Genomic DNA, 21,052 nt, shown 5'->3' with positions numbered 1-21,052 from the left:
CGCCGGGTGCAAGTCCAACGCGTCACAGAGCGGGATGCGCATGGTGTGCCTCGTGCGGCACGAGACTTGCGGTTTCGTCGCGACGCTCGTCCCGAGCGCTGCAGGAAGATCGCCGTGGCCGACAACGAAAAACTTGAACCCGAAAGCGCCGTCACCGATCGGACGGAACGCTCGTGGCTGTCGCGGCTGGGGCCCGGGCTCGTAACGGGCGGCGCAGATGACGATCCGAGTGGAATTGGCACCTACTCCCAAGCCGGCGCGAAGTTCGGCTTCGCGCTGCTATGGACGCTTCTGCTGACCTATCCGCTGATGGTCGCCATCCAGATGATCAGCGCACGAATTGGACGTGTGACTGGCAAAGGGCTCGCCTCCAACATGCGAGCTTTTGGTCCCCGCTGGCTCGTGATCGTTCTGGTGCTGCTGCTTGCCGTTGCCAACACGATCAACATTGCCGCGGACCTGGCGGCCATGGGCGCAGCCATCGGTTTGCTGGTGCGTGGCCCTGAGCAACTTTACGTGGTCGCGCTGGGCGCGTTTTCCGCCATCCTCCAGATTTGCCTTCCCTACGAAAGTTACGCACGCTTCCTGAAGTGGTTGACCGTCGTGCTCTTTGCATACGTTGCAGTGGCGTTCGTCGTTCCGGTCGACTGGTCGCAGGTCGCGCTTTCCCTGGTCCACCCGCGTGCGCCTCTGTCTGGCGACTATCTCACCACCGTCGTCGCCGTCCTCGGCACCACGATCAGTCCTTACCTGTTCTTTTGGCAAGCTTCGCAGGAAGTCGAGGAACTTCGATCGAAACCCGGCGAACATCCGTTACGCTGGGTCTCGTCATTCCGTGCATACCGGCAGCTCGACAGGATCACCGCCGATACCTGGATCGGCATGGGCGTCTCGAACGGGGTGGGATTTTTCATCATGTTGACCGCGGCCGCAACACTGCACGCGCACAATATCAGCATCCAGACGTCGGCGGATGCAGCGAAGGCGCTTGCTCCCATTGCCGGGCGTTTCACAGCGTTGGCGTTTGCCGCCGGCATCCTGGGAACCGGGCTGCTCGCGCTGCCCGTGCTGGCCGGTTCGGCGGCCTATGGCGCGGCGGGCGCGTTCCGGTGGCGCAATAGCCTGTCTTTACACCTCACGCTGGCGCGCGAGTTCTATTCCGTCATCGTCGTGGCCATCCTGGGCGGCGTCGCGATTACGTTCTGCCACCTCGACCCGGTGAAAGCGCTTTACTGGAGCGCTGTCGTCAACGGGCTTGCCGCCGTACCCGTCATGATCGTCGTCATGTTGATGGCAACCAGTCACCGCGTGATGGGAAAGTTCGCAATATCAGGGGTCCTGAAAATTGGCGGCTGGACGGCAACTGCCGTTATGGCCGTCGCAGCCATCGGCATGTTCATTCCCGCATAGTCTTTGGCCAAACGTTACGCGTGCCGGCGTAGACGCGGGAAGGCCTGACTCAGGCGACGGATAATCGGCTTGATGCCTTCGGGCCCGGGACTTTGCCCCGGTGCCAACGGAATGTCGCCCCAGTCGGGGGCCAACACGGCGTCGACGAGACCAGGGTCCTTTCCCCGTACACCGCGTGTGCGCCCCAAATGCGTCACCTACGAATGTGACTGCCCAAACGCGCTCGAACTGAAGCAATACGAGTGCGATCTGACCAGTGGTTCAGCGATCCGTCTTGCCGGGATCTTTCCTGGCTGCAAAAGCGCAGGCGGCCGCGGCAAGATTCAGTTCGTTCAGATCGATCATGAGCAGCAGGCTGTCTATTTCGCCCAACTGACTTTTGTTGACGCGGCCAGTATCGAGCAGGCCATGCAGCCTATGGCGCCAGTAGCTCGCAGGAAAGACAGGCCCGGCAAGATCACCACCAGGCGATACCGATATCGCGTGCCGGATATGTGCGATTTCCTGGTCAATCAGGTTCGACATGGCGCATCCGGCCTGAAGGCGCTCGCCGTTTTTCTTTTTCATTTTGGCCCCGTTCCCGCTGGTTGGAATGACAGGAAAGCATGGTCTGAAGATACCTTAGCACTTCGCTGTCGGGAGCGCCGCCGGTGTGCCTCCGGGCGTCTGCAGCACGATGAATGCTGCTCGAAATGACTATTGATTATGTGTCAATGAGCTGCGCAGGCACGTAATATGCGCACTAGCGGGTTCACAGGCCGCTGACAATGCACACCGCTTGCACCTTGCGCCACTTCATCCCCACGCACCGGCAGCGCATGACGGTATGGATCACGCTTTTCGCGGTGCCGCTAATATGGCTGCTCTACGTGCTCATTTGCATGACGCTTGTCTCCAGCGCATGCGTGGTCGGCGTCGCACAGCGCGGCGAACTCCGCTGGGAAGACACGGAGAACATTCTCGCCGCTGTGTCGGCCGCGGCGTTCGCCGTTTGCCTTGTCCTTGCAGTCGCCACCGGACGCGCCTGGAGGAAGATCGCCTGGTCTTCGCACGGCGAACCAGATGCCACATGCTTCATCGCATGGTGTAGCGCGATCGTGGCCACCGCTTTCACCGGTACCCTGGCATTCATCGCCTGCGTACTGATCGCCGCCCCGTTCGACCGCCTATGCGCGCCATTTCAATGACCCATCGCTGTTGATGATATGCCGTATGTCTCGGACCTCGGACGTGCGAGTCTTCGATGGCGGGTGAAGTCGACTGTGAATCCGCCATAGATCAACGAACAGGTCATCACGTAATGGATGCCCCTTCCGCAAGTTCGTCTTTACGGGCAGCGGTTCAGGATGCGAGCGGGTGTCGGTTGCGACACCGCAAGGAATTTCAATGTCGTGGCGACTGCCGCCGGCTTACAGTTTGTCTTCTGAAGACCGGTACCTGACTTGTCCTGGCATCGGAAGTCCACGATAGCGGTTCTCATTCCCACGACGGCACAACTGGCAGCATGACGATTTCCCGGCTTGGGCCCTTACGACGTCAGCGAAGTGTCCAGTGAACGTCCCTGTTCTGAAAGGGACTGCGGGAACAGCACCAGTCAGCTCCGCAGCCCGGGCAGTGGTAGTACTGGAGACGTACGCTGCCGAGATACGCCGGTTCGCCGACGTCGCGCAGAGGGTGTGTCACGTCGAAATCGGGGTGACTCAGCAGAAGACTGCAGGACGCGCAAAGATGTGACGGATCGCTAACCATTTCATTTCCTCTGCATTACAAGGACGTGTACGGAAGTGACAGAGAGCCCGTCCTGCGCGGTACAGCGAGTTTTTCCCATTGCAGGGTTACACGAGCCGTTGCGCAGGTATTTCGAACGGATCGTCATCAGTCGTCATGGGAGATCCTGCCACCAGAAGACAAGGCAAAATCGACTGCGAAATAATAAGCATGTGCATACGGCCACGGCACACTATCTGTCATCACCGGGCCGGTGGTCAATTGCGCAAGTGACGAGCCTGGCAACGTACCATCACGAAGCTCGGGTCGTGGCGTCATGAACCAGAGAAGCATCATGCCTGATGCCCTGTCTTGCGCACGGCACACTGGCATTCGTGAAGCGCTCGAAGTATAGGATGCGGCCTGGGGCGAGCGGGCGTACTAAACCCATGGGTTCCGCACAGTAAACGTCACATCGGACGAGAAACTGCGCAGCAGGCAGCAACGAGGAAGGCAAGGCTCAGGCAGCAGATCACGCGCGTCATGACGCGCGCTTTCCGGTGTACCAGTGAACGCGCGAATTGCGAAAGACCGCAAGTCCGCTGTTCAGGAACAGGCTTGCGCTTCCGAATAGTACCGGTTCGGCGCGGGAAAGACGCCTGTCATGACTTCAATCAGGAACGGGCCGTCATATCGACTTGCTTCACCGAGAACATCATCCAGCTCGTCGATTCCGCTAATCTCGCGTGCCGCCACACCGAGCGACGATGCAAACGCGGTCCAGCTATGACGGGGCAGTCTCGTGAACTGCTCCGAAATCAGATCGCCCCTCATCGCGTCGATGTGGATTGCGCCGTGCGCAGAGTTGTTCAGGACAACATAGATCACCTTGATGCCGTAGCGAGCTGCCGTCTGGATCTCCGTTCCGTGCATCATCATGCATCCATCGCCCGTGACTACGACGCAAGGGCGTTCAGGGGCCGCAAGCTTGACGCCGATTCCGGCTGCGATAGCCCAGCCCATCGGCGCCAGTGAGCTGGATGAAAAGTAGTTGCCCATGCCCGACGTCAGCCAGTAGTGGGCCATGAAAATACGATGGGCACCGGAATCCACCACGACGTTGCTGTCCCTGGGCAACAGCTGGCACAGGCGCTTGATGACGGTGCCAGGATAAAGCGATTTATTTTCGCTGGAAGCCCTTGCGGCAAAGTCCTCGAACTGGCTGTCGTACAGGGGAATCTGGTTGAGCCCAGCGACCCATGCCCTTCTTCTTTCGAGCACTTTCTCGAACCCGTCGTGGGCGCCCGTGTTCATCCGGGCGAGCAACCGGAAGCTCGCCCCGATCCCGGAGAAAATACTTCGCTGGGCAATGTGCCCCATCGACGGGTGATCAAAGCTGTCATCGAAGACAAGCAGATCCTTCCCCTCGGTCAGCTTCCTGCTCCAGTTCATGCTGTCACGCTGGTTCAGGTCGCTGCCAAATACAACGAGAGCGTCAAGCTCGTCAGAATTGACCACACGCGCAGCGCGCGAATGGCTCGAGAACCCGTAGATGCCCAGGGCGAGTTTATGTCCCTCGGGAAAGGCACCCTTGCCGGCCAGCGTCGTCGCAACGGGAACGTGAAATTTTTCCGCAACCTCAAGAAGGGCCCTCGCAGTCTCCGCGTCATTCCCGCGACTCCCAATCAGAAACGCGACTTTCTTCGACTGGAGCAGATACAGGTGGTGCAGGGCTTCCAGTGCGGTACGGTCAGGCGGAACTTCGCCCATATTGAATTCGTGCTGGGCGTAGGGTTGCCGTGCTATCTGCGGGCCGGGAGGTACATCCTGCCTTTGAATGTCGACAGGAATACTGATGAATGACCGCGCCCGACGCATCCAGTTCAGCCCGTCCGTCGCACGACGCAGCTCAGCCTGAACGTTTTCCTTGTTCTTCAGCTCGACCACGTCCGTCATCAGCCCTCTGACCACGCCACTTTCAAAGATGCCACCTGACGTCGCATCCTGGAAGGCCCCTTTACCCTCCGCACTCGACGCGATGCCCCCCGCGATATAGAGCATCGGAATCTGGTCTGCCTGAGCGGCCGCCATGCCGGGCACGAAGTTCATGGTGCCGGGACCGGAAATTCCTGCGCAAACGCCGAATTTGCGGCTAGCGCGTGCATAGCCATCGGCCATGAAGGCGCTGCCCGTTTCATGAGCGCCAACGATGCCGCGAATGGAAGGCGAATCATCAATTGCAGCCAGCAGAGGGTAAATCAGCTTTCCAGGAACCAGGAACACGTGGTCGATTCCTGCAGACTCCAGCGACTTCACCACCATCTTCGAAACGTTGAGCGGAGCGGAAGATCTCATGGTCTTTGGTGACGATCCGGGCAGACATCCATATTCGAATATCCCGCCGCTCTCCGTCGTCGGGTGACGCGCGGTCTTTCGGCATTGAACCGTACCGAAGCCGGGGACAACCGATGTCTGGAGACAGCGAGATGGCCTTTGACACGCTGCACTTTCAGTAACAGTCGTGTCTCGCGCTACTTCCCCGGGTCGGCACGAACAGCGGGCCCGAGTGTCTCCATCCATGAGTTCCGCGTCCCTGGCTGCACCGTCGCTCGCGCGCGCTCTCTATGCGCCGCTGGCGCAGCACTCGCCGCCCCCGATGAGCTATGGCGGGCCTTATCGAGTACCTTATCGTGGATCTGCGTCCACTCGACCAGGACCCGCCTGCGCGCGCCCCGTTATCGATCGCTGCCCAGACATCGCAGTCCCGTTCAGAATGTCTGCCACTCCGATGTCCCGGTAGCGGCGGCAGCAACTACCTTGCTTGCGCCCCCCGGGGAGACTGGCATCGACGCGGGCTTTGTTGCTGCTGCGCGAGCGGACGTAAGGCGGTTCCGGGCGACGGCCTGCAGCGTTTTCGTCTCCCTTGATGAAGTCGCTTCGTTGCCATTGACCCTGAAGAAGGCCACCGTCTTGCTCAGGCTTTCCGCCTGCTGCGCCATTGCCTGGGCGGCGGCCGAAGCTTCTTCCACGAGCGCCGCGTTCTGCTGTGTGACCTGATCCATCTGGTTGACCGCCTGATTCACCTGCTCGATGCCGGTGCTTTGCTCGCTCGATGCCGACGAGATTTCGCCCACGATGTCAGTCACACGCTTGACCGCTTGCACGACTTCCTTGATTGCGCCGCCTGCTTCTTCGACGAGCCTCGAGCCGGTTTCCACCCTGTTGACGGAGTCGGAGATCAGCTCCTTGATCTCCTTCGCGGCAGTCGCACTGCGCTGCGCGAGCGTGCGGACCTCACCTGCAACGACGGCGAAGCCGCGCCCCTGTTCTCCTGCGCGAGCCGCCTCGACTGCTGCATTCAGTGCGAGGATGTTGGTCTGAAAGGCGATGCCCTCGATGACGCCGATAATCTCGGACATTCGGGTCGAACTCGTGGAGATGTCGCGCATCGTCTCGACGACGCGACCCACGATTTCGCCGCCGCGCCGCGCCACGCCCGAGGCCGTACCTGCGAGCGTGGCAGCCTGGGTTGCATTGTCCGTGTTGTGACGGACCGCTGCGGTCAGTTGCTCCATACTCGACGCAGTTTCTTCGAGCGATGCGGCCTGCTCCTCGGTGCGGCTCGACAGATCGAGGTTGCCTTGTGCGATCTGCGCGCTCGCAGTCGCGACACCTTCGGCGTTTTCGCGTACGTCCGACACGACTCGCAACAGCGCCTCGCACATGGACTTCAGCGATGCCATCAGGCTGTTTGTGTCACCGGCGCGCAGGTCAATGCTCACGTTCAGGTCTCCCGCGGCCACACTTCTGGCCACGGCGGCGGCGGTCGCAGGCTCCGTACCCAGTTGCCGGGTCACGCTACGCATCATCCAGATGCCGATACCGAGGCCGATCGAGACGGACATCGCCACGAGGACAAGCATCAGATTGCGGCCTTCGCCGTACACGGCGTCGTTGGATTCCGCCGTCCTTTGCGCGTCGCCCTGCTTCAGGGCAACCAGATTGCCCATCAGGACGAGCGTTCTGAAACCCTTCGTGTGGTACTCACCCAGCATGTATTCAGTGAGGCCATCCCGGTCCTGTAACGCCGCCGAACTGATCTTGCCTTTCATTTCGTTGAAGGCCTGGATGTAGTCCTGCCAGCCCTGGTCAAGCTCGGCGAAGGTCGCCTTCCCCTTGTCGGTATAGACGAGCGGTTCTGCCTGGTTGAGGTGATCGCGTGCCTGGGTCAGGGCCTTGTCAGCCTGGTCCAGCGAGCCAGCCCGCTGCTCGGCCGTTGTGGCCAGAACCGCATTGCGTAGATAGGTCCCGACTCGCAATACGTCCGCGTTAGCCTGCTGGATCAGGTTCAGTCCGACAAGATCCTGTCGATACGTCCTGTCTGCATTCGCGCTGATTTGCGCCATGTTGTGCAGGCCGATCCCGCTGACGGCCGCGCTGATCGCCGAAACCAGGATGAAAGCGCTGATCAGTTTGGTGCCGAGTTTCATGTTGCCGAAATTCATGATTCACTTTGGTGAGAATGAAAGAACCAGAACGGATAAGCGGGTTCGTGCACAGTTCGACGCAGTATCAATCCCGAAAAGTCCGGCAACCCTGTATCGAATAAACGAACAACTGCAAGCCAGGTTTCATGGTGCGATGGACGTCTGGCGCTGACACCCCGCTACGCGAGCGTGAGAACAGCGCAGTACCTGACTGGTTATCGGCGGCATGATTTATTTCTTCATACAAATTATGCGTTTTGCCGCGGGAATTTTTTTACAGCGGTGTAAGGTCGATGGAGCGGACAGCATCGGCCGATTCAACCGTGCACAGTCATGGTGCGGCGAGCGCCCGGATCAATAATCGACATGCAAGCTCGCCGGCTGGGTCTGATCGGTCCGGAACTTCTCCGCGCAAGATCAACAGGCAGTACAACTAACAGAAAGGCTCGCCGCTGACACAACTTGTGGTGAAGCAAGTTGCGATGGGCGCAGACGCGTCAGCACCGCTGCACCATTCTCTCCTGCGAGCCTCGCCGCGCGGATCGATCGATTGCCTTCAGGTTGGCTGATAGTACACGCCGCATGGGTGTTCGTAAGTGCGTCTTTGTGGACAGCACGTCGCGGCTGACCTATCCTGCGGCCCTCGGAAAAGGTCATTGCGGCGTGCCGTTGCGACCAGAGCGCGCAAGCGCGGCATCCCGTGCGCGTTTCCACTCGATGGCAATCCGAGCGGCACATACGCGGCGAGAACGTAACGAATGAACGGTCTCAACCGCCGCGTGCACCTCCGCACGAGGCGTAGTATCTGAATCGAGATACTCACAAACGTGTGACATGCTGACCGCCACGGTGCGGTCGACTCCGTTCTCTTCGAAAGCGGCGTCCGGGGCACTGCTGACAGGACCTGAAGGAACGGGAATCGTTCTCGCGGAGGACAAGCAAATGGCCTATCTCCCCACTCACAGCGATGCGGCCGATCATGTATGCCTGACCGTTCGCTCAGCGCCGGGCCAACTCAGAATCGTCGGGGTCTGGCAGGCTCTCGGGCAACACGCATCGCATGCGAGGCGAAGTCACATCCATTGCAGCGGAAAACGTAATTTTGATGAACTGACAGTCACGCTCGATTCCGTTTCTCCCGCCGAGCTGGGCGACATCATGTTGCTTCTGAACGCCCAGCCGTGGGTGATTGCCGCATCGGTCACTGAATGACGACAACGGCACGCCGCTGGCCCCATCCCGCCAAGGGCCCCTGATCTGCCGGAAGCGAGCCAGCCGATCTTTTCCCGCGTGACACAGACATCGAGGCAAACAGAACAGGCAGCTCGCGGGAACGTCCGGAAGCCGCGCGGTCGCCACTCGCGGCATGATATTTGCGCGCGCTTCGCGTCACGCGACAAGCTACCGGAGCGAGCCATGCAATTCATGTTTCAGTCTTGCCTGATCAGCACGAGCGCAAGCATCGATGACGGAAGAATTGTGGCGAATGCGAGGATCTTCGTGCCGGCGTCAGACGGCTCATTTGAAGATGATGTACACGACCTGTGCCTGGACGGCAACTTCATCGACGAAAACGAAGCGCTGACCTACGCCCGCGAATGCGCAATGGGTTGGGTCGAAGAGCATTGCGTCAGCGAGACCTAGTCAACACTGCGTTCCCCACCCCGCAGCCTCTCTGCGCGCGCATCGCCGATAGTTCACAGAACACGGTAACCAGAGCGAACCTGAAATCATGCTCCGCGCCGGTCGAAAACGCCCAACGAGCCTGCGCTCGCACGTTATTGTGCCGCCGCTGGGGGCGTAGCGCCCGGCGAACGCGCCGCCGCGCGGCAATGGCTCAGGCGATCCATAAATGGCGACTTCCGGACAGGCACACAGGCAAGGGCTGGACCTATTATGTCTGTCTGCGCTGCGTCTATGCGGTGGGCCGTCCAAGTTCGGGCCGTTAGCCGTTCAGCGTACGTACATCGCGGCGCCACGCCTTTCCCTGAGAGGCCTTACGGAGCGTCGAAGCCATGTCTGGCCCCCAATCGTCTTTCGTGCTACCGCTGTCCACCCGTGCCTGGCGCACGCTCGATACGCAGGAACTCTATTCCCGTCAGCGGCGCCGCCCTGACTACCAGGCGGAGCTCGACGCGCTCAGTCTGCTCGCCCGTTCGCTCGGAACCTCGAAAGTCTCGATGCTTCAGGCGCTTGTCGATACGGCGCTGAAATTGTGCGAGGGCGACAGTGCTGGGATCAGCCTTCGCGAGTTTGATAACCGTGGCATTCCGATGCTTCGGTGGGTCGCTTTGGCTGGACCGCATGCGAAATTCACCGGGCACCCGGTCCCCATCAGTGACAGTCCGGGGGGCGTAGCGATCAAGCTTGCCGCTCCGCAACTGTTCGCCTTTCCAAAGCAGCAATTCGACTGCCTTTCGGTTGTCGCTCATGAAGTCGCCGAGGAACTGGTCGTTCCGATATCAGGTGTCCCGAAGCCGTGGGGCGCGATCTGGGTCATGTCCGGTCTAGGCAACCACTTCGATAGCGAGCACCTTCGCATTCTTTGCAGTCTGGCGAGCTTCGCCTGCGCTGCGCTGACCATGAATCAGGTCAAGGCGAACGCCGAAACTCGCGCAGAGCAGGCCGAAGCTGCCGCAAGTGAGTCGGCGGACGCGGAAGCCGAAAAGGACGGCTTTATTGCCCTGCTCGCGCATGAACTTCGCAATCCCCTGAGTCCCATTGAAGGGGCGCTTGAAGTTGCCCAGGCATCGGCAGTCGACGCCCCCACGCGGACGAAGGCGTTGGAGCTCGCGCGACGCCAGGTCTCGCAGCTCAAGCGACTTGTCGCCGATCTTCTTGATGCTTCAAGAGTGCGGCATGGCAAGCTTTCTGTCCGCCCGGCGGATGCCCTGCTGGGCGACATCGTGGACGACGCAATGGACTCCGTACGCGACGAAGTCAGTCAACGTCGACATCGGGTACACCTGGCCATGCCTGGGTATCCAGTGCCGGTCTACGCTGATGCTGCACGTCTCACTCAGGTCATTTCGAATCTGCTCTCGAACGCCATCAAGTACACGCCGCCGGGCGGCGACATCGTCGTGAAAGTAGGCGCCCCGGACCTGAACTCGCTACCCGCAGGCGATTCCGAAACGAGAGAGGCACGCATTACGATCCGCGATAACGGTATGGGCATCGCCCCCGACCTGCTGCCCCGGGTCTTTGACCTGTTTTCGCAGTCGCCATCGGCGCGAACGCGGGCCGAAGGCGGCCTGGGGCTCGGCCTGTCCGTCGTGAAATATCTGGTCAATGCGCACCATGGCCAGATTGACATCTCGAGCCGGGGTGAAGGCTCGGGCACTGAAGTCACCGTGAGATTGCCCATCGTTCGGCGTGGCAATGCCAAACTGTCTCCGGTAGCGACCCAGGTTCTCTCGCCTTTGCGCATTCTCGTCGTTGACGATTGCCGCGATTCGGCGGAAGCCCTCTCGATGCGACTCGCGCTGGAGGGCCATGAGGTGAAATCCGCCTGTAGCGGCGAGGAAGCGCTCTCGCTGCTTGCATCCTTCTTACCGGACGCCGCGCTGATTGACCTCCAGATGCCAGGGATGGATGGCCGCCAGCTGGCGCGACTTCTGAGGCAGCAGGGGCAATGTGCGTCAACGCATCTGATTGCAGTGTCCGGCTATACCCCGACGACGGCGCCTGAAATGACTGGAGGCGAGTTCGACGCTTACCTCTCGAAACCGCTATCGCCAGAGGATCTTGCTAATGTTCTGCGCCGATAGGCTGATGTTGCCTCAGACAGCTATGCGACCTGGGGTCGACATGACTTCTCGCGCTTGACTCAACAAGGGGACGATGATGCCGGAAAAACATCTATCCAGTGGTTTTGACGCTGACCTCACCCTTGCTTCGACAAGGCTCCTCGAGATGGGTGGCCTCGTAGAGTTGCAGATCGCTCGTGCTCTTTCGTTACTGCGTGCCTTCGACCCCGACGTCGTCCAGACGGTGCTCGCGAGCGAGCATCGTCTGAATCAGATGGAGCTCGAAATCGATGAAGAGGTGAGTAACGTCATCGCTCGCAGACAACCTGCAGCTCGCGATCTTCGACTTCTGCTGGCCATCTCGAAGTGCACCACCAATCTTGAACGCGCTGGCGACGAAGCACGGAAGGTCGCCAAGCGCATCCGTCGCATCCGTCGCATCCACGAAAATAACGAAGGTCAGGTCATCGGAATAACCGAAATCAGGACCTCCGCAGAGATGGCCATGGGTATCCTTCACGGCGCGCTGAATGCGTTCGCGCGAATGGATACTGTCGCGGCCGCGCACCTGGTGCGCGACGATGCGGCCATCGACAACGAGTTTCGGGCCTTTACGCGTAGACTGATTGTCGAAATGACTGCCCACCCGCGCGTCATTTCGACGGGGCTCGACTACATGGTCATCGCCAAAGCCATAGAGCGCATTGGGGACCATGCTAAAAACATCGCCGAGTTCGTCGTCTATGTCGTCAAAGGTACCGACGTGCGGCATGTACCTGCGGCACAGCTCGAACAGGAGGCCAGTAGCTGAACGGCTGCCAGACGGAAATCGCCTGCGGAGCAGGCGGTTTCTGGACATGCAATCCATGATGCGCCCGAGATAGCGATCACCAGTTCAACGGCGATGCCGCTCCCGAAATACCCCTATCGGCGTAGATCGAATAGGCGGGCGCGCCTGCTTTCTGCGCCCCATCGCCGTCCCGGACGAAACGCCCGCAAGCAGGGGAGCCCGCGCAGTGAGCGTCGGCCTGCCAGGCCTTCGTGAATCGTGGGGGAATTTACCACGGCTCACTTTTTCGGACACAATGGACGCTCAACGTTGCGCAACGCGGGCAAACATGGTCACGGACGCATTTCTGCCTGATGTCATGGAACCTGAGGTGCTTCTGGTGGGCGCACCAGCGCAGGCGGATCACTTTCTGCTCTCAACGCTGTGGGGACCCGGGGGAACCCGTATCCCGGTATTTCAGGTGCTCGGCTGGATGGAAATCTTGCGTGATCGCGGCGTCGATTTCGCGTCGCATGCTGCGGTGTGTCAGTACTGGCTCTACGAACAGGTGCCTGACGTACCGGCGTTGCTGCAGGCGTGGAAATGCGAGCGGCTTGCCCGCAGCACCGTCGCCCGAAGCGCGGTATCCCTCGCCAGGCAGCAAACGCTCATCAGCCAGCTCCGGCGTCGCCGCATCCAGGAGTCCGCCGCTGTCGCAACGCTCGATTCAATGCAGAAGGCTTTCGGCGTCTTCTGCGAAATCTGGGCGATGCGCTCCAAAACCCTCGACGCGTTATGTCGGCGAGCTGAAACTGCGGCGAAATCCTCGGCGCAAGTAGTCGAAAAGCGCCGACGCCGTATGCCGCTCGAACCTTAGCCTACCGAGGCACGATCTGACTCCGACTGTCGCTACTCGATGCCGTTGGCCCGGCGAATCATGCAGCGCGCGGACGGTGATACCCGTGTTCGATCAAGTCGCATGCGTAAAGCGCAATTGAGCCTTCAGGTAGTCCAGGAACGCACGCAGTTTCCGCGACGGCGTCCGCTCCTTCGGAAAAAGAGCATTGAGATCCTGCTGTGGACCGATCCATTCGGGTAGCACCTTGCACAGACGCCCCGCTGCGACTTCCGATGCCATGCTCGCGGCCATCGCCAGTCCCGCTCGCCCATGCGACGGATGCCGCGGGCTCCATTCGCGTGCCCGCCTCCTGCAATGGACTGTTCGGGCTCAAACCAACGCGCGGCCGCAGCTCGAACGGGCCGGCGACGCTGCCGCAGATGCCGCCCGCTATCGGCGCCTATGGCGCCGGCGCCGAATCGATGAACGGGATCGCGTGGACGCAGCGGGTCTTTCGGCATTCTCCGTTCACGCCGCCCTTCAACGTCGCCGGCGTTCCCGCCATGCCCGTACCGCTTGAAACGCATCCCGCTACCGCTTTGCCAATCGGCATGCAGTTCGCAGCGGGATTCGGCCGGGAAGACACCTTGCTGCGACTCGCCGGCCAACTCGAGCGGGCCCGGCCGCGGGCCAGTCGTCGACCGATGCTGTGGGCGGGCCGCCGGTCGGAGTGAGCACGACCCGAAGGGCAAGTGCCTGTCCAGAGCAAGGCGATCCACATCACCAGCTGGTACAGAAGTGATTGCAAATCACAATATGGCAGCGTCGTTTTGTTCGCCAGCCATCAGTAAAGCCACCCGAGCCGTTTTCTGCACGTATTTAACGGCGGCGCTACACTCGTGCGGTTATCGAAAGGCCGTGCCCACGGGCCTGCGCTTTGGCTTGCTCATTAGGCAACCCAGGCAGAACAGCCGGCGCGCGGACGCTTCGATTGCACGATCGAGAACGACAAATCCCTACTCTCGGAGAGCCGCTCCATGACGACGCTAACCATCAACGGAGAAACTCATACGGTCGACGCGCCGCCCGACATGCCGCTGCTCTGGGTCCTGCGCGACATCGTCGGCCTCACCGGCACGAAGTTCGGCTGTGGCATTGCACAGTGCGGCGCTTGCACGGTGCATCTCGACGGCGAGGCGGCGCGCTCGTGCGTACTGCCCGTCGCGGCCGTGGCGGGCCGCCGGATCACCACCATCGAGGCGATCGGCGCCACCCCCGCCGGACAGAAGGTGCAGAAGGCCTGGCGCGAGATCGACGTCGTGCAGTGCGGCTACTGTCAATCGGGACAGGTGATGTCGGCGACAGCGCTCATCGCCGCGAATCCGAATCCGAGCGACGCCGATATCGACGCCGCCATGGCGGGCAACATCTGCCGCTGTGGCACCTATGCGCGGATTCGCGCCGCCATCAAGCAAGCCGCGAAGGAGGCCTGACATGTCACAGGGTCTCCTCGATGCGCAAAACGGCGCGCCGGAACGCAAGCAGCATGTCTCCATGAGTGGCCCACTCTCGCGCCGCACGTTTCTCAAGCTCGGCGCAGCGGCGGCCGGCGGCCTGCTGCTCGGCATCAGCTTTTCCGCCGGCGCGCAGGGCGACAGCCAGACGCGTCAGTCGGTCGTTGGCGGCGACGGCAACGAAGCCCCGCAAGACGGCGTGTTCGAGCCGAACGCGTTCGTGCAGATCGACCGCTCGGGCAAGGTCACGCTGATCGTCCCGAAGGTGGAGATGGGGCAAGGCGTGTACACCTCGATTCCGATGCTGATCGCGGAAGAACTCGAAGTGCCGCTCGATAGCGTCACGATCGATCACGCGCCGCCCAATGCGAAGCTCTTCACCGACCCGCTGCTGGGCGGCCAGCTCACGGGCGGCTCGACGTCGATTCGCTTTGCCTGGCAGCCCATGCGCGAAGCGGGCGCGGCCGCGCGCACCGTTCTGATCCAGGCGGCGGCGCAACAGTGGCAAGTCGATCCGGCCACCTGCCACGCCAAAGCGGGCGAGGTGCTGCACGACGCGAGCGGCCGGCGCATCGCCTATGGCCAGCTCGTCGATGCGGCCGCCCATCTGCCCGTGCCGCAGAAGGTGGCGCTCAAGGACCCGAAAGACTTCACACTGGTCGGCAAGCCCACGAAGCGTCTCGACTCGCCCGAGAAGGTGGACGGTTCGGCGCTTTTCGGCCTCGACGTGCGCCTGCCCGACATGGTCTACGCGGCCATCGTGAACTGTCCCGTGTTCGGCGGCACGCTCGCGAAGGTCGACGACACGCACGCGAAGCAGGTGCCCGGCGTCACGCAGGTCGTGAAGATCGACAACGCCGTGGCCGTAGTCGGCGCGCACACGTGGGCCGCGAAACGGGGCGCCGCGGCGCTCGTCGTCGAGTGGAACGAAGGCGCGGGCGCCAACGTGTCGATGCAGCAGATCGTCGCCGATCTCGCGAGCGCCTCGCAACGCGAGGGCGCCGTCGCGCGCAAGGATGGCGACGTGCAGCACGGATTCGGCGGCGCCAAAACGCGCATCGACGCCGTCTATCAGCAGCCGTTCCTTGCGCACGCAACGATGGAGCCGGTCAACTGCACGGTCCACGTGCAGCCCGATAGCTGCGAAATCTGGGTGGGCAGCCAGGTGCCCACGCGCGCCGTGGATGCGGCCGTGGCCGTCACGGGTCTGAAGCCCGAGCAGGTCACGCTGCACAATCACCTGCTTGGCGGCGGCTTCGGGCGGCGGCTCGAAACCGATTTCATTACCCAGGCCGTCAAGATCGCCAAACAGCTCGACGTGCCGGTCAAGGTCTTCTATACGCGCGAAGAAGATATCCAGCACGACATGTACCGGCCGTATTACTACGATCGTCTCTCGGCCGGGCTCGACGCGAACGGCAAGCCCGTCGCCTGGCAGCACCGCATCGCGGGCTCCTCGATCATGGCGCGCTTTGCGCCCCCCGCGTTCCAGCACGGCGTCGATCCCGACGCCGTGGAAGTCGCCGCCGATCTGCCCTACGACCTGCCGAACCAGTTGATCGAATACGTGCGCCAGGAGCCGCACGCGGTGCCCACCGCGTTCTGGCGCGGCGTGGGGCCCACGCGCGGCACGTTCGTGGTGGAGAGCTTCATCGACGAACTCGCGGTGGCCGCGAAAACCGATCCGGTCACCTACCGCCGCAACCTGCTCGGCAAATCGCCGCGCGCGCTCAATGTGCTCGACGTGGCCACGCGCGCCGCGAACTGGGGACCACCCATGCTGAAGGGCCAGGGGCGCGGCGTTGCGGTGATGCACGCGTTCGGCAGCTTCCTCAGCATGGTCGCGGACGTCACCGTGGACGACGGCGAGGTGCGCGTGAACCGCGTGGTGTGCGCCGTGGATTGCGGCATGGCCGTGAATCCCGAAACCATCGAGGCGCAGATCCAGGGCGGCATCGTGTTCGGCATCACGGCCGCGCTGTGGGGCGAGATCACGATCGAGCGCGGACGCGTCACGCAAACCAATTTCACCGACTACCGGATCATGCGCATCGACCAGATGCCGGCGATCGAAGTGCATCTCGTGAAGAGCGCCGAAGCGCCCGGCGGGATCGGCGAGCCCGGCACCTCGGCGGTCATACCGGCCGTGGCGAATGCGATCTATGCGGCGACCGGAAAGCGTCTGCGCCACTTGCCAGTGGGCCGCCAGCTCGTGAACGCGGGCGCGTCCGCGCACTCGGCTTGAGGGAGCGAACCATGACGAACACGATCGACGCATCCCAACGAGCCCGCGGCCTGCGCCGCGCTGCCGGCGCAGCACTCGCGCTCGCGGCATTCGCGTGCGTGAGCGCGCGCCCCGCCCTCGCGGCGGGCGCCGCCGACGCCGCCACGATCCAGCACGGCGCCTACCTCGCCGCCGTGGGCGACTGCGCAGCGTGCCACACGGCGCCGCACGGCAAGCCGTTCGCGGGCGGCCTGCCGATGAACACGCCGCTCGGCCGCATCTACTCGACCAACATCACCCCCGACCCGGACACCGGCATTGGCGGCTATACGCAAGCGGACTTCGCGCGCGCCCTGCGCGAGGGCGTCGCCAAAAACGGCCACAACCTCTATCCGGCGATGCCTTATCCCTCGTATGCGAAGGTGCGCGACGAGGACGTCGCCGCGCTTTACGCGTACTTCATGCAAGGCGTGCAGCCGGTCAAGCAGAGCAACCGCGACGCCGACATCAAGTGGCCGATGAACATGCGCTGGCCGCTCAAGATCTGGAACGCCGTCTTCCTCGAGAAGGGCGCGTACCAGGACAAGGCGGGCAAGGACGTGGCATGGAACCGCGGCGCGTATCTCGTGCAGGGTCTCGGCCATTGCGGCTCGTGCCACACGCCGCGCGGCATCGGCTTCAACGAGAAGGCGCTCGACGAAAGCGGCGATGCCTGGCTCACGGGCGCCCTGCTCGACGGCTGGTTCGCCTCGAACCTGACCGGCGCGCACAACACGGGCCTCGGGCGCTGGAGCGCAGCGGACCTCGCGCAGTTCCTGAAGACGGGCGCGAACCAGCACGCCTCGGCGTTCGGCGCGATGACCGATGTGGTCAACAAAAGCACCCAGGCCATGAACGACGCGGACGTCAACGCGATCGCCGTCTACCTGAAGTCGCTGCCGGCGAAGGGCGGCGACGGCGCACCGGCCTACGCCTATGACCCGCAGGCGACGAAAGTGTCGCTCTCGCGCCCGGCGAACGATGCGGGCGCGCGCGTCTACACGGCGTATTGCATGCATTGCCATGGCGCCGACGGGCGCGGCTTCGCGCCGATGTTCGCGCCGCTCGCGGGCAATCCGAACGTGCTGGAGAAGGACGCGTCGTCGCTCATCAACGTCACGCTCAACGGCACCAGCGATCTCGTGATCCAGGGCATGCCCGCGCCGTACCCCATGCCCGCTTATGCAGATGTCCTAAGCGACAAGCAGATCGCCGATGTGCTCACGTTCGTGCGTGCGGGCTGGAACAACAAGGCAGGCGGAGTGGGCGCGGCGGAGGTCGCGAAGCTGCGGACGAGGACGCAGGCGGCGCGGTAGGAAGGGGTGTAGAAGCGATCGCGCCGGCCAGGAATACGGCCGGCGCAAGTGTTACGGAACACCTGTAGCGTTAGTGCGCGAGCGGTTGCGTCACGTCCTGGCCGAACCACTGCATGGAGATCTTCTTGAGCGTGCCGTCCTGCTTGAGCGAGGTGAGCGCGTCGTTGATCGCCTTCTCGAACTTCGGATTGCCCTTGCGGAACGGAATGGCCATTTGCTGATCGGCGCCCGGCAACACGGCGCCCGGACGCAGCGGCAGATTCGACGTCTTGATGATGTACGGCAGCATCAGGCGGTCGTCCATCGTCGCGTCGATGCGCTTCGCGGCCAGGTCGCGCAGCTTCTCGGGCGCGCCGGGATAGGTTTGCACGTTGATGCCGGGCACGGCGCGCGCCATCTGGTCATAGTTGGTGCCGAGCGTCACGCCGAGCTTCTTGTCGCCCTTGAATTCGTCGAGCGTCTTGAATTCGCGTTTGTCGTCGGAGCGCTGGATCAGCTGCGCGGCCGAGTAAGTGTACGGCTGGCTGAAGTCGAGCGCCTGCTGGCGTTGCGGCGTAACGGTCACCTGATTGACGATCACGTCGAACTTGCCGGCCTGCAGCGCCGCGATGATGCCGCTCCACTCGGTCGGAATGAACTCGGGCTTGACCCCGAGCTTGGCCGCCACGGCCTTCGCGACGTCGACGTCGAAGCCGACGAGTTCGCCCTTGCTGTCACGGGAATCGAACGGGGGATAGGTGCCTTCCAGACCGATCTTGAGCACCCCGGCCTGTTTGACGGAATCCAGCAGATCTTCCGCGTGGGCGGAAATGGCGGTAAATCCCAGTGCCGATACGGCAAGCGCGCTTGTGAACAGGAGCTTCGTCAACTTCATTCAACCTCTCCTCTTTATGTGGATCATTATGTGGATGTCTGCACTGCTTCGTGATGGCACATCTGCGCCCCCCGAGGCCGCGTCGCTAGAGAATACTACGATCGGCAGCGCGATCGTAGCCCGCACAACTGAGTACATTCCCGCGCCAGGCGGCGCGCAGAACTGGACAAGCGCTGATCCCGCCGAGACCACGCGCCCCTTTCCCGAACGATACGATTCCCAGCGAATGGGAATGACATGAGAGGGTTTTCCCTGGCGATCTCCAACGTCCCGCGTGGGGCCGCCCGGTGACTTTTACCCGCTTCTGGTAATGTCACGCACATGCAAACGATCCTCTCCATCGAGAATCTCTCGAAAGTCTACGCATCGGGACTCCGGGCGCTCACGAACATCGATCTGGACATCCAGCGGGGCGAAATCTTCGCGCTGCTGGGGCCAAATGGCGCGGGCAAGACGACGCTGATCAGCATCATCTGCGGCATCGTCAATGCGAGCGAAGGCAGTGTACGCGTGGCCGGTCACGATATCCTCACCGACTACCGCGCCGCGCGCTCGCTGATCGGCCTCGTGCCGCAGGAGCTGACGACCGACGCGTTCGAAACGGTCTGGGCCACCGTATCGTTCAGCCGCGGCCTGTTCGGCAAGCCGCCCAACCCCGCGTATGTCGAGCGCGTGCTGCGCGACCTCTCGCTGTGGGAGAAGCGGAACAACAAGATCATGGCGCTCTCGGGCGGCATGAAGCGCCGCGTGCTGATCGCGAAGGCGCTCGCGCACGAGCCGCAAGTGCTGTTTCTGGACGAGCCGACGGCGGGGGTGGACGTCGAGTTGCGCCGCGACATGTGGGAACTCGTGCGCGGGCTCAAGGCGAACGGCGTGACGATCATCCTGACGACGCACTACATCGACGAGGCGGAGGAGATGGCCGACCGCATCGGCGTCATCAACGCGGGCAAGATCATGCTCGTCGAGCACAAGGACGAGCTGATGCGCAAGCTCGGCCGCAAACAGCTGACGCTGCAGCTCGACGCCCCGCTGGGCGCGATTCCGGATGGGCTCGCCGCGTGGGGGCTGGAACTGGCCGACGGCGGCGCCGAACTGATCTATACCTACGACAGCGAAAACGAACGCAACGACATCATCACAACGCTGCTCAAGAACCTGAACGAGGCCGGCATCGGCTTCACGGACCTGAAAACGAGCCAGAGTTCGCTCGAGGACATCTTCGTGAGCCTCGTCCATAAGGACCCGGCGGCCGCTTCACGGCCCGCTGCTACAGCTTCGGTCGCAGAAGACGGCAAAGGACAGGTAACTTCCCGATGAACCACTACGCAATTCGCGCCATCTACCGGTTCGAAATGGCGCGCACGCGGCGCACGCTGATGCAGAGCATCGTCGCGCCGGTCATTTCGACCTCGCTCTACTTCATCGTATTCGGCTCCGCCATCGGTTCGCGCATCAAGGAAGTGAACGGCGTCAGCTACGGCGCGTTCATCGTGCCGGGCCTGATCATGCTGTCGCTGCTCTCGCAGAGCATCTCGAACGCGTCGTTCGGCATCTACTTCCCGCGCTTCACGGGCACGATCTACGAGCTGCTCTCGGCGCCCGTGTCCTACCTCGAAATCGTGGTCAGCTATGTCGGCGCGGCGGCGACCAAGTCGGTCGTGCTCGGGCTCATCATCCTCGCGACCGCGGCGCTCTTCGTGCCGATCCAGATCCAGCACCCCGTATGGATGGCGCTGTTCCTGCTGCTCACCGCGGTTACGTTCAGCCTGCTCGGTTTCATCATCGGCATCTGGGCGGACAACTTCGAGAAGCTGCAAATCGTGCCGCTCCTCGTCATCACGCCGCTGACCTTCCTCGGCGGCGCCTTCTACTCGGTCGACATGCTGCCGACGGCGTGGAAGGTGATCACGCTGTTCAACCCGATCGTCTATCTGATCAGCGGCTTTCGCTGGAGCTTCTACGGGCTCGCGGATGTCGACGTTGGCGTGAGTCTCGGCATGACGGCCGCCTTTCTCGCGCTGTTCCTCGCGATCACCGCGTGGATCTTCAAGACGGGCTACCGGCTGAAGACCTGACGTTAGCGACTGACGTTGGCTAACTAGCCGGGTGCCCACCTCGAATT

At 62.3% G+C, this 21,052-nt stretch carries 18 protein-coding genes; 13 read left to right on the top strand and 5 right to left on the bottom strand.

The window, feature by feature from the left end; translation table 11 throughout:
* The first annotated feature begins 114 nt into the window (after window positions 1-114).
* On the top strand, window positions 115-1,410 hold the full coding sequence (locus AB4Y42_RS31045; RefSeq protein WP_368696296.1) for an Nramp family divalent metal transporter: 1,296 nt from the start codon (window positions 115-117) through the stop codon (window positions 1,408-1,410).
* Between the two features lie 261 nt (window positions 1,411-1,671).
* On the opposite strand, the gene AB4Y42_RS31040 is transcribed toward AB4Y42_RS31045, so the two are convergent.
* On the bottom strand, window positions 1,672-1,977 hold the full coding sequence (locus AB4Y42_RS31040; protein WP_368689991.1) for a hypothetical protein: 306 nt from the start codon (window positions 1,975-1,977) through the stop codon (window positions 1,672-1,674).
* 251 nt (window positions 1,978-2,228) lie between these two features.
* Between AB4Y42_RS31040 and AB4Y42_RS31035 the strand changes: the two genes are divergently transcribed.
* Window positions 2,229-2,597 carry a hypothetical protein gene (locus AB4Y42_RS31035; protein ID WP_368689990.1) on the top strand — a complete coding sequence of 123 codons (369 nt, stop codon included), beginning with the start codon at window positions 2,229-2,231 and terminating at the stop codon, window positions 2,595-2,597.
* 688 nt (window positions 2,598-3,285) lie between these two features.
* On the opposite strand, the gene AB4Y42_RS31030 is transcribed toward AB4Y42_RS31035, so the two are convergent.
* From AB4Y42_RS31030 to AB4Y42_RS31020, 3 genes are all read right to left on the bottom strand, one after another.
* Entirely contained in the window at window positions 3,286-3,474 is a 189-nt protein-coding gene (locus tag AB4Y42_RS31030) for a hypothetical protein (protein WP_368696295.1), read from the bottom strand.
* Window positions 3,475-3,723: 249 nt separating this feature from the next.
* Window positions 3,724-5,472, bottom strand: coding sequence for a thiamine pyrophosphate-binding protein (locus AB4Y42_RS31025; protein WP_368696294.1), 1,749 nt, complete (start codon window positions 5,470-5,472; stop codon window positions 3,724-3,726).
* Between the two features lie 413 nt (window positions 5,473-5,885).
* Entirely contained in the window at window positions 5,886-7,622 is a 1,737-nt protein-coding gene (locus tag AB4Y42_RS31020; protein WP_368696293.1) for a methyl-accepting chemotaxis protein, read from the bottom strand.
* 816 nt (window positions 7,623-8,438) lie between these two features.
* Here AB4Y42_RS31020 and AB4Y42_RS31015 point away from each other — a divergent pair.
* From AB4Y42_RS31015 to AB4Y42_RS30975, 9 genes are all read left to right on the top strand, one after another.
* Window positions 8,439-8,816: a hypothetical protein gene (locus AB4Y42_RS31015; protein ID WP_368696292.1), complete on the top strand. Its 378-nt coding sequence runs from the start codon at window positions 8,439-8,441 to the stop codon at window positions 8,814-8,816.
* A 204-nt stretch (window positions 8,817-9,020) separates the two neighbouring features.
* Window positions 9,021-9,248 carry a hypothetical protein gene (locus tag AB4Y42_RS31010; RefSeq protein WP_368696291.1) on the top strand — a complete coding sequence of 76 codons (228 nt, stop codon included), beginning with the start codon at window positions 9,021-9,023 and terminating at the stop codon, window positions 9,246-9,248.
* A 371-nt stretch (window positions 9,249-9,619) separates the two neighbouring features.
* Complete coding sequence (locus tag AB4Y42_RS31005; protein WP_368696290.1) at window positions 9,620-11,374, top strand: ATP-binding protein; 1,755 nt, start codon at window positions 9,620-9,622, stop codon at window positions 11,372-11,374.
* Between the two features lie 76 nt (window positions 11,375-11,450).
* Window positions 11,451-12,164 carry a phosphate signaling complex protein PhoU gene (gene phoU, locus AB4Y42_RS31000; RefSeq protein WP_368696322.1) on the top strand — a complete coding sequence of 238 codons (714 nt, stop codon included), beginning with the start codon at window positions 11,451-11,453 and terminating at the stop codon, window positions 12,162-12,164.
* Between the two features lie 307 nt (window positions 12,165-12,471).
* Window positions 12,472-12,999 (top strand): hypothetical protein, encoded by a 528-nt coding sequence (locus tag AB4Y42_RS30995; protein ID WP_368689983.1) that lies wholly within the window; start codon window positions 12,472-12,474, stop codon window positions 12,997-12,999.
* Window positions 13,000-13,319: 320 nt separating this feature from the next.
* The gene (locus AB4Y42_RS30990) at window positions 13,320-13,694 is read left to right on the top strand and encodes an amidase family protein (RefSeq protein ID WP_368689982.1); all 375 of its coding nucleotides are present in this window, start codon (window positions 13,320-13,322) and stop codon (window positions 13,692-13,694) included.
* A 303-nt stretch (window positions 13,695-13,997) separates the two neighbouring features.
* Complete coding sequence (locus tag AB4Y42_RS30985; RefSeq protein ID WP_368689981.1) at window positions 13,998-14,453, top strand: (2Fe-2S)-binding protein; 456 nt, start codon at window positions 13,998-14,000, stop codon at window positions 14,451-14,453.
* 1 nt (window position 14,454) lies between these two features.
* Window positions 14,455-16,719 carry a molybdopterin cofactor-binding domain-containing protein gene (locus AB4Y42_RS30980; RefSeq protein ID WP_368696289.1) on the top strand — a complete coding sequence of 755 codons (2,265 nt, stop codon included), beginning with the start codon at window positions 14,455-14,457 and terminating at the stop codon, window positions 16,717-16,719.
* Between the two features lie 11 nt (window positions 16,720-16,730).
* Window positions 16,731-18,053: a cytochrome c gene (locus tag AB4Y42_RS30975; RefSeq protein WP_368696288.1), complete on the top strand. Its 1,323-nt coding sequence runs from the start codon at window positions 16,731-16,733 to the stop codon at window positions 18,051-18,053.
* A gap of 70 nt (window positions 18,054-18,123) precedes the next feature.
* On the opposite strand, the gene AB4Y42_RS30970 is transcribed toward AB4Y42_RS30975, so the two are convergent.
* The gene (locus AB4Y42_RS30970) at window positions 18,124-18,927 is read right to left on the bottom strand and encodes a transporter substrate-binding domain-containing protein (protein ID WP_368689978.1); all 804 of its coding nucleotides are present in this window, start codon (window positions 18,925-18,927) and stop codon (window positions 18,124-18,126) included.
* A gap of 321 nt (window positions 18,928-19,248) precedes the next feature.
* On the opposite strand from AB4Y42_RS30970, the gene AB4Y42_RS30965 reads away from it, so the two are divergent.
* Together AB4Y42_RS30965 and AB4Y42_RS30960 are read left to right on the top strand one after the other, a co-directional pair.
* Window positions 19,249-20,247 carry an ABC transporter ATP-binding protein gene (locus tag AB4Y42_RS30965; protein WP_368696287.1) on the top strand — a complete coding sequence of 333 codons (999 nt, stop codon included), beginning with the start codon at window positions 19,249-19,251 and terminating at the stop codon, window positions 20,245-20,247.
* Window positions 20,244-21,005: an ABC transporter permease gene (locus AB4Y42_RS30960; RefSeq protein WP_042270119.1), complete on the top strand. Its 762-nt coding sequence runs from the start codon at window positions 20,244-20,246 to the stop codon at window positions 21,003-21,005. Before AB4Y42_RS30965 ends, AB4Y42_RS30960 begins: the two co-directional genes overlap by 4 nt.
* Window positions 21,006-21,052: the final 47 nt, after the last annotated feature.

The organism is Paraburkholderia sp. EG286B (assembly GCF_040965655.1).
In the GTDB taxonomy this organism is placed as follows: Bacteria; Pseudomonadota; Gammaproteobacteria; order Burkholderiales; family Burkholderiaceae; genus Paraburkholderia.
The sequence above is the reverse complement of the archived record's forward strand: the minus strand, read 5'-3'. Positions and strand labels throughout refer to the sequence as shown.

What these genes read in the sequence shown, in the direction of transcription:
- AB4Y42_RS31030 (WP_368696295.1), bottom strand. Translation starts at nt 3,474, where the DNA reads ATGATGCTTCTCTGGTTCATGACGCCACGACCCGAGCTTCGTGATGGT.
- AB4Y42_RS30960 (WP_042270119.1), top strand. Translation starts at nt 20,244, where the DNA reads ATGAACCACTACGCAATTCGCGCCATCTACCGGTTCGAAATGGCGCGC.
- AB4Y42_RS31010 (WP_368696291.1), top strand. Translation starts at nt 9,021, where the DNA reads ATGCAATTCATGTTTCAGTCTTGCCTGATCAGCACGAGCGCAAGCATC.
- AB4Y42_RS30995 (WP_368689983.1), top strand. Translation starts at nt 12,472, where the DNA reads ATGGTCACGGACGCATTTCTGCCTGATGTCATGGAACCTGAGGTGCTT.
- AB4Y42_RS31015 (WP_368696292.1), top strand. Translation starts at nt 8,439, where the DNA reads ATGCTGACCGCCACGGTGCGGTCGACTCCGTTCTCTTCGAAAGCGGCG.
- AB4Y42_RS30985 (WP_368689981.1), top strand. Translation starts at nt 13,998, where the DNA reads ATGACGACGCTAACCATCAACGGAGAAACTCATACGGTCGACGCGCCG.
- AB4Y42_RS30965 (WP_368696287.1), top strand. Translation starts at nt 19,249, where the DNA reads ATGCAAACGATCCTCTCCATCGAGAATCTCTCGAAAGTCTACGCATCG.
- AB4Y42_RS30980 (WP_368696289.1), top strand. Translation starts at nt 14,455, where the DNA reads ATGTCACAGGGTCTCCTCGATGCGCAAAACGGCGCGCCGGAACGCAAG.
- AB4Y42_RS31020 (WP_368696293.1), bottom strand. Translation starts at nt 7,622, where the DNA reads ATGAATTTCGGCAACATGAAACTCGGCACCAAACTGATCAGCGCTTTC.
- phoU (WP_368696322.1), top strand. Translation starts at nt 11,451, where the DNA reads ATGCCGGAAAAACATCTATCCAGTGGTTTTGACGCTGACCTCACCCTT.
- AB4Y42_RS31025 (WP_368696294.1), bottom strand. Translation starts at nt 5,472, where the DNA reads ATGAGATCTTCCGCTCCGCTCAACGTTTCGAAGATGGTGGTGAAGTCG.
- AB4Y42_RS31035 (WP_368689990.1), top strand. Translation starts at nt 2,229, where the DNA reads ATGACGGTATGGATCACGCTTTTCGCGGTGCCGCTAATATGGCTGCTC.
- AB4Y42_RS31005 (WP_368696290.1), top strand. Translation starts at nt 9,620, where the DNA reads ATGTCTGGCCCCCAATCGTCTTTCGTGCTACCGCTGTCCACCCGTGCC.
- AB4Y42_RS30975 (WP_368696288.1), top strand. Translation starts at nt 16,731, where the DNA reads ATGACGAACACGATCGACGCATCCCAACGAGCCCGCGGCCTGCGCCGC.
- AB4Y42_RS30970 (WP_368689978.1), bottom strand. Translation starts at nt 18,927, where the DNA reads ATGAAGTTGACGAAGCTCCTGTTCACAAGCGCGCTTGCCGTATCGGCA.
- AB4Y42_RS31040 (WP_368689991.1), bottom strand. Translation starts at nt 1,977, where the DNA reads ATGAAAAAGAAAAACGGCGAGCGCCTTCAGGCCGGATGCGCCATGTCG.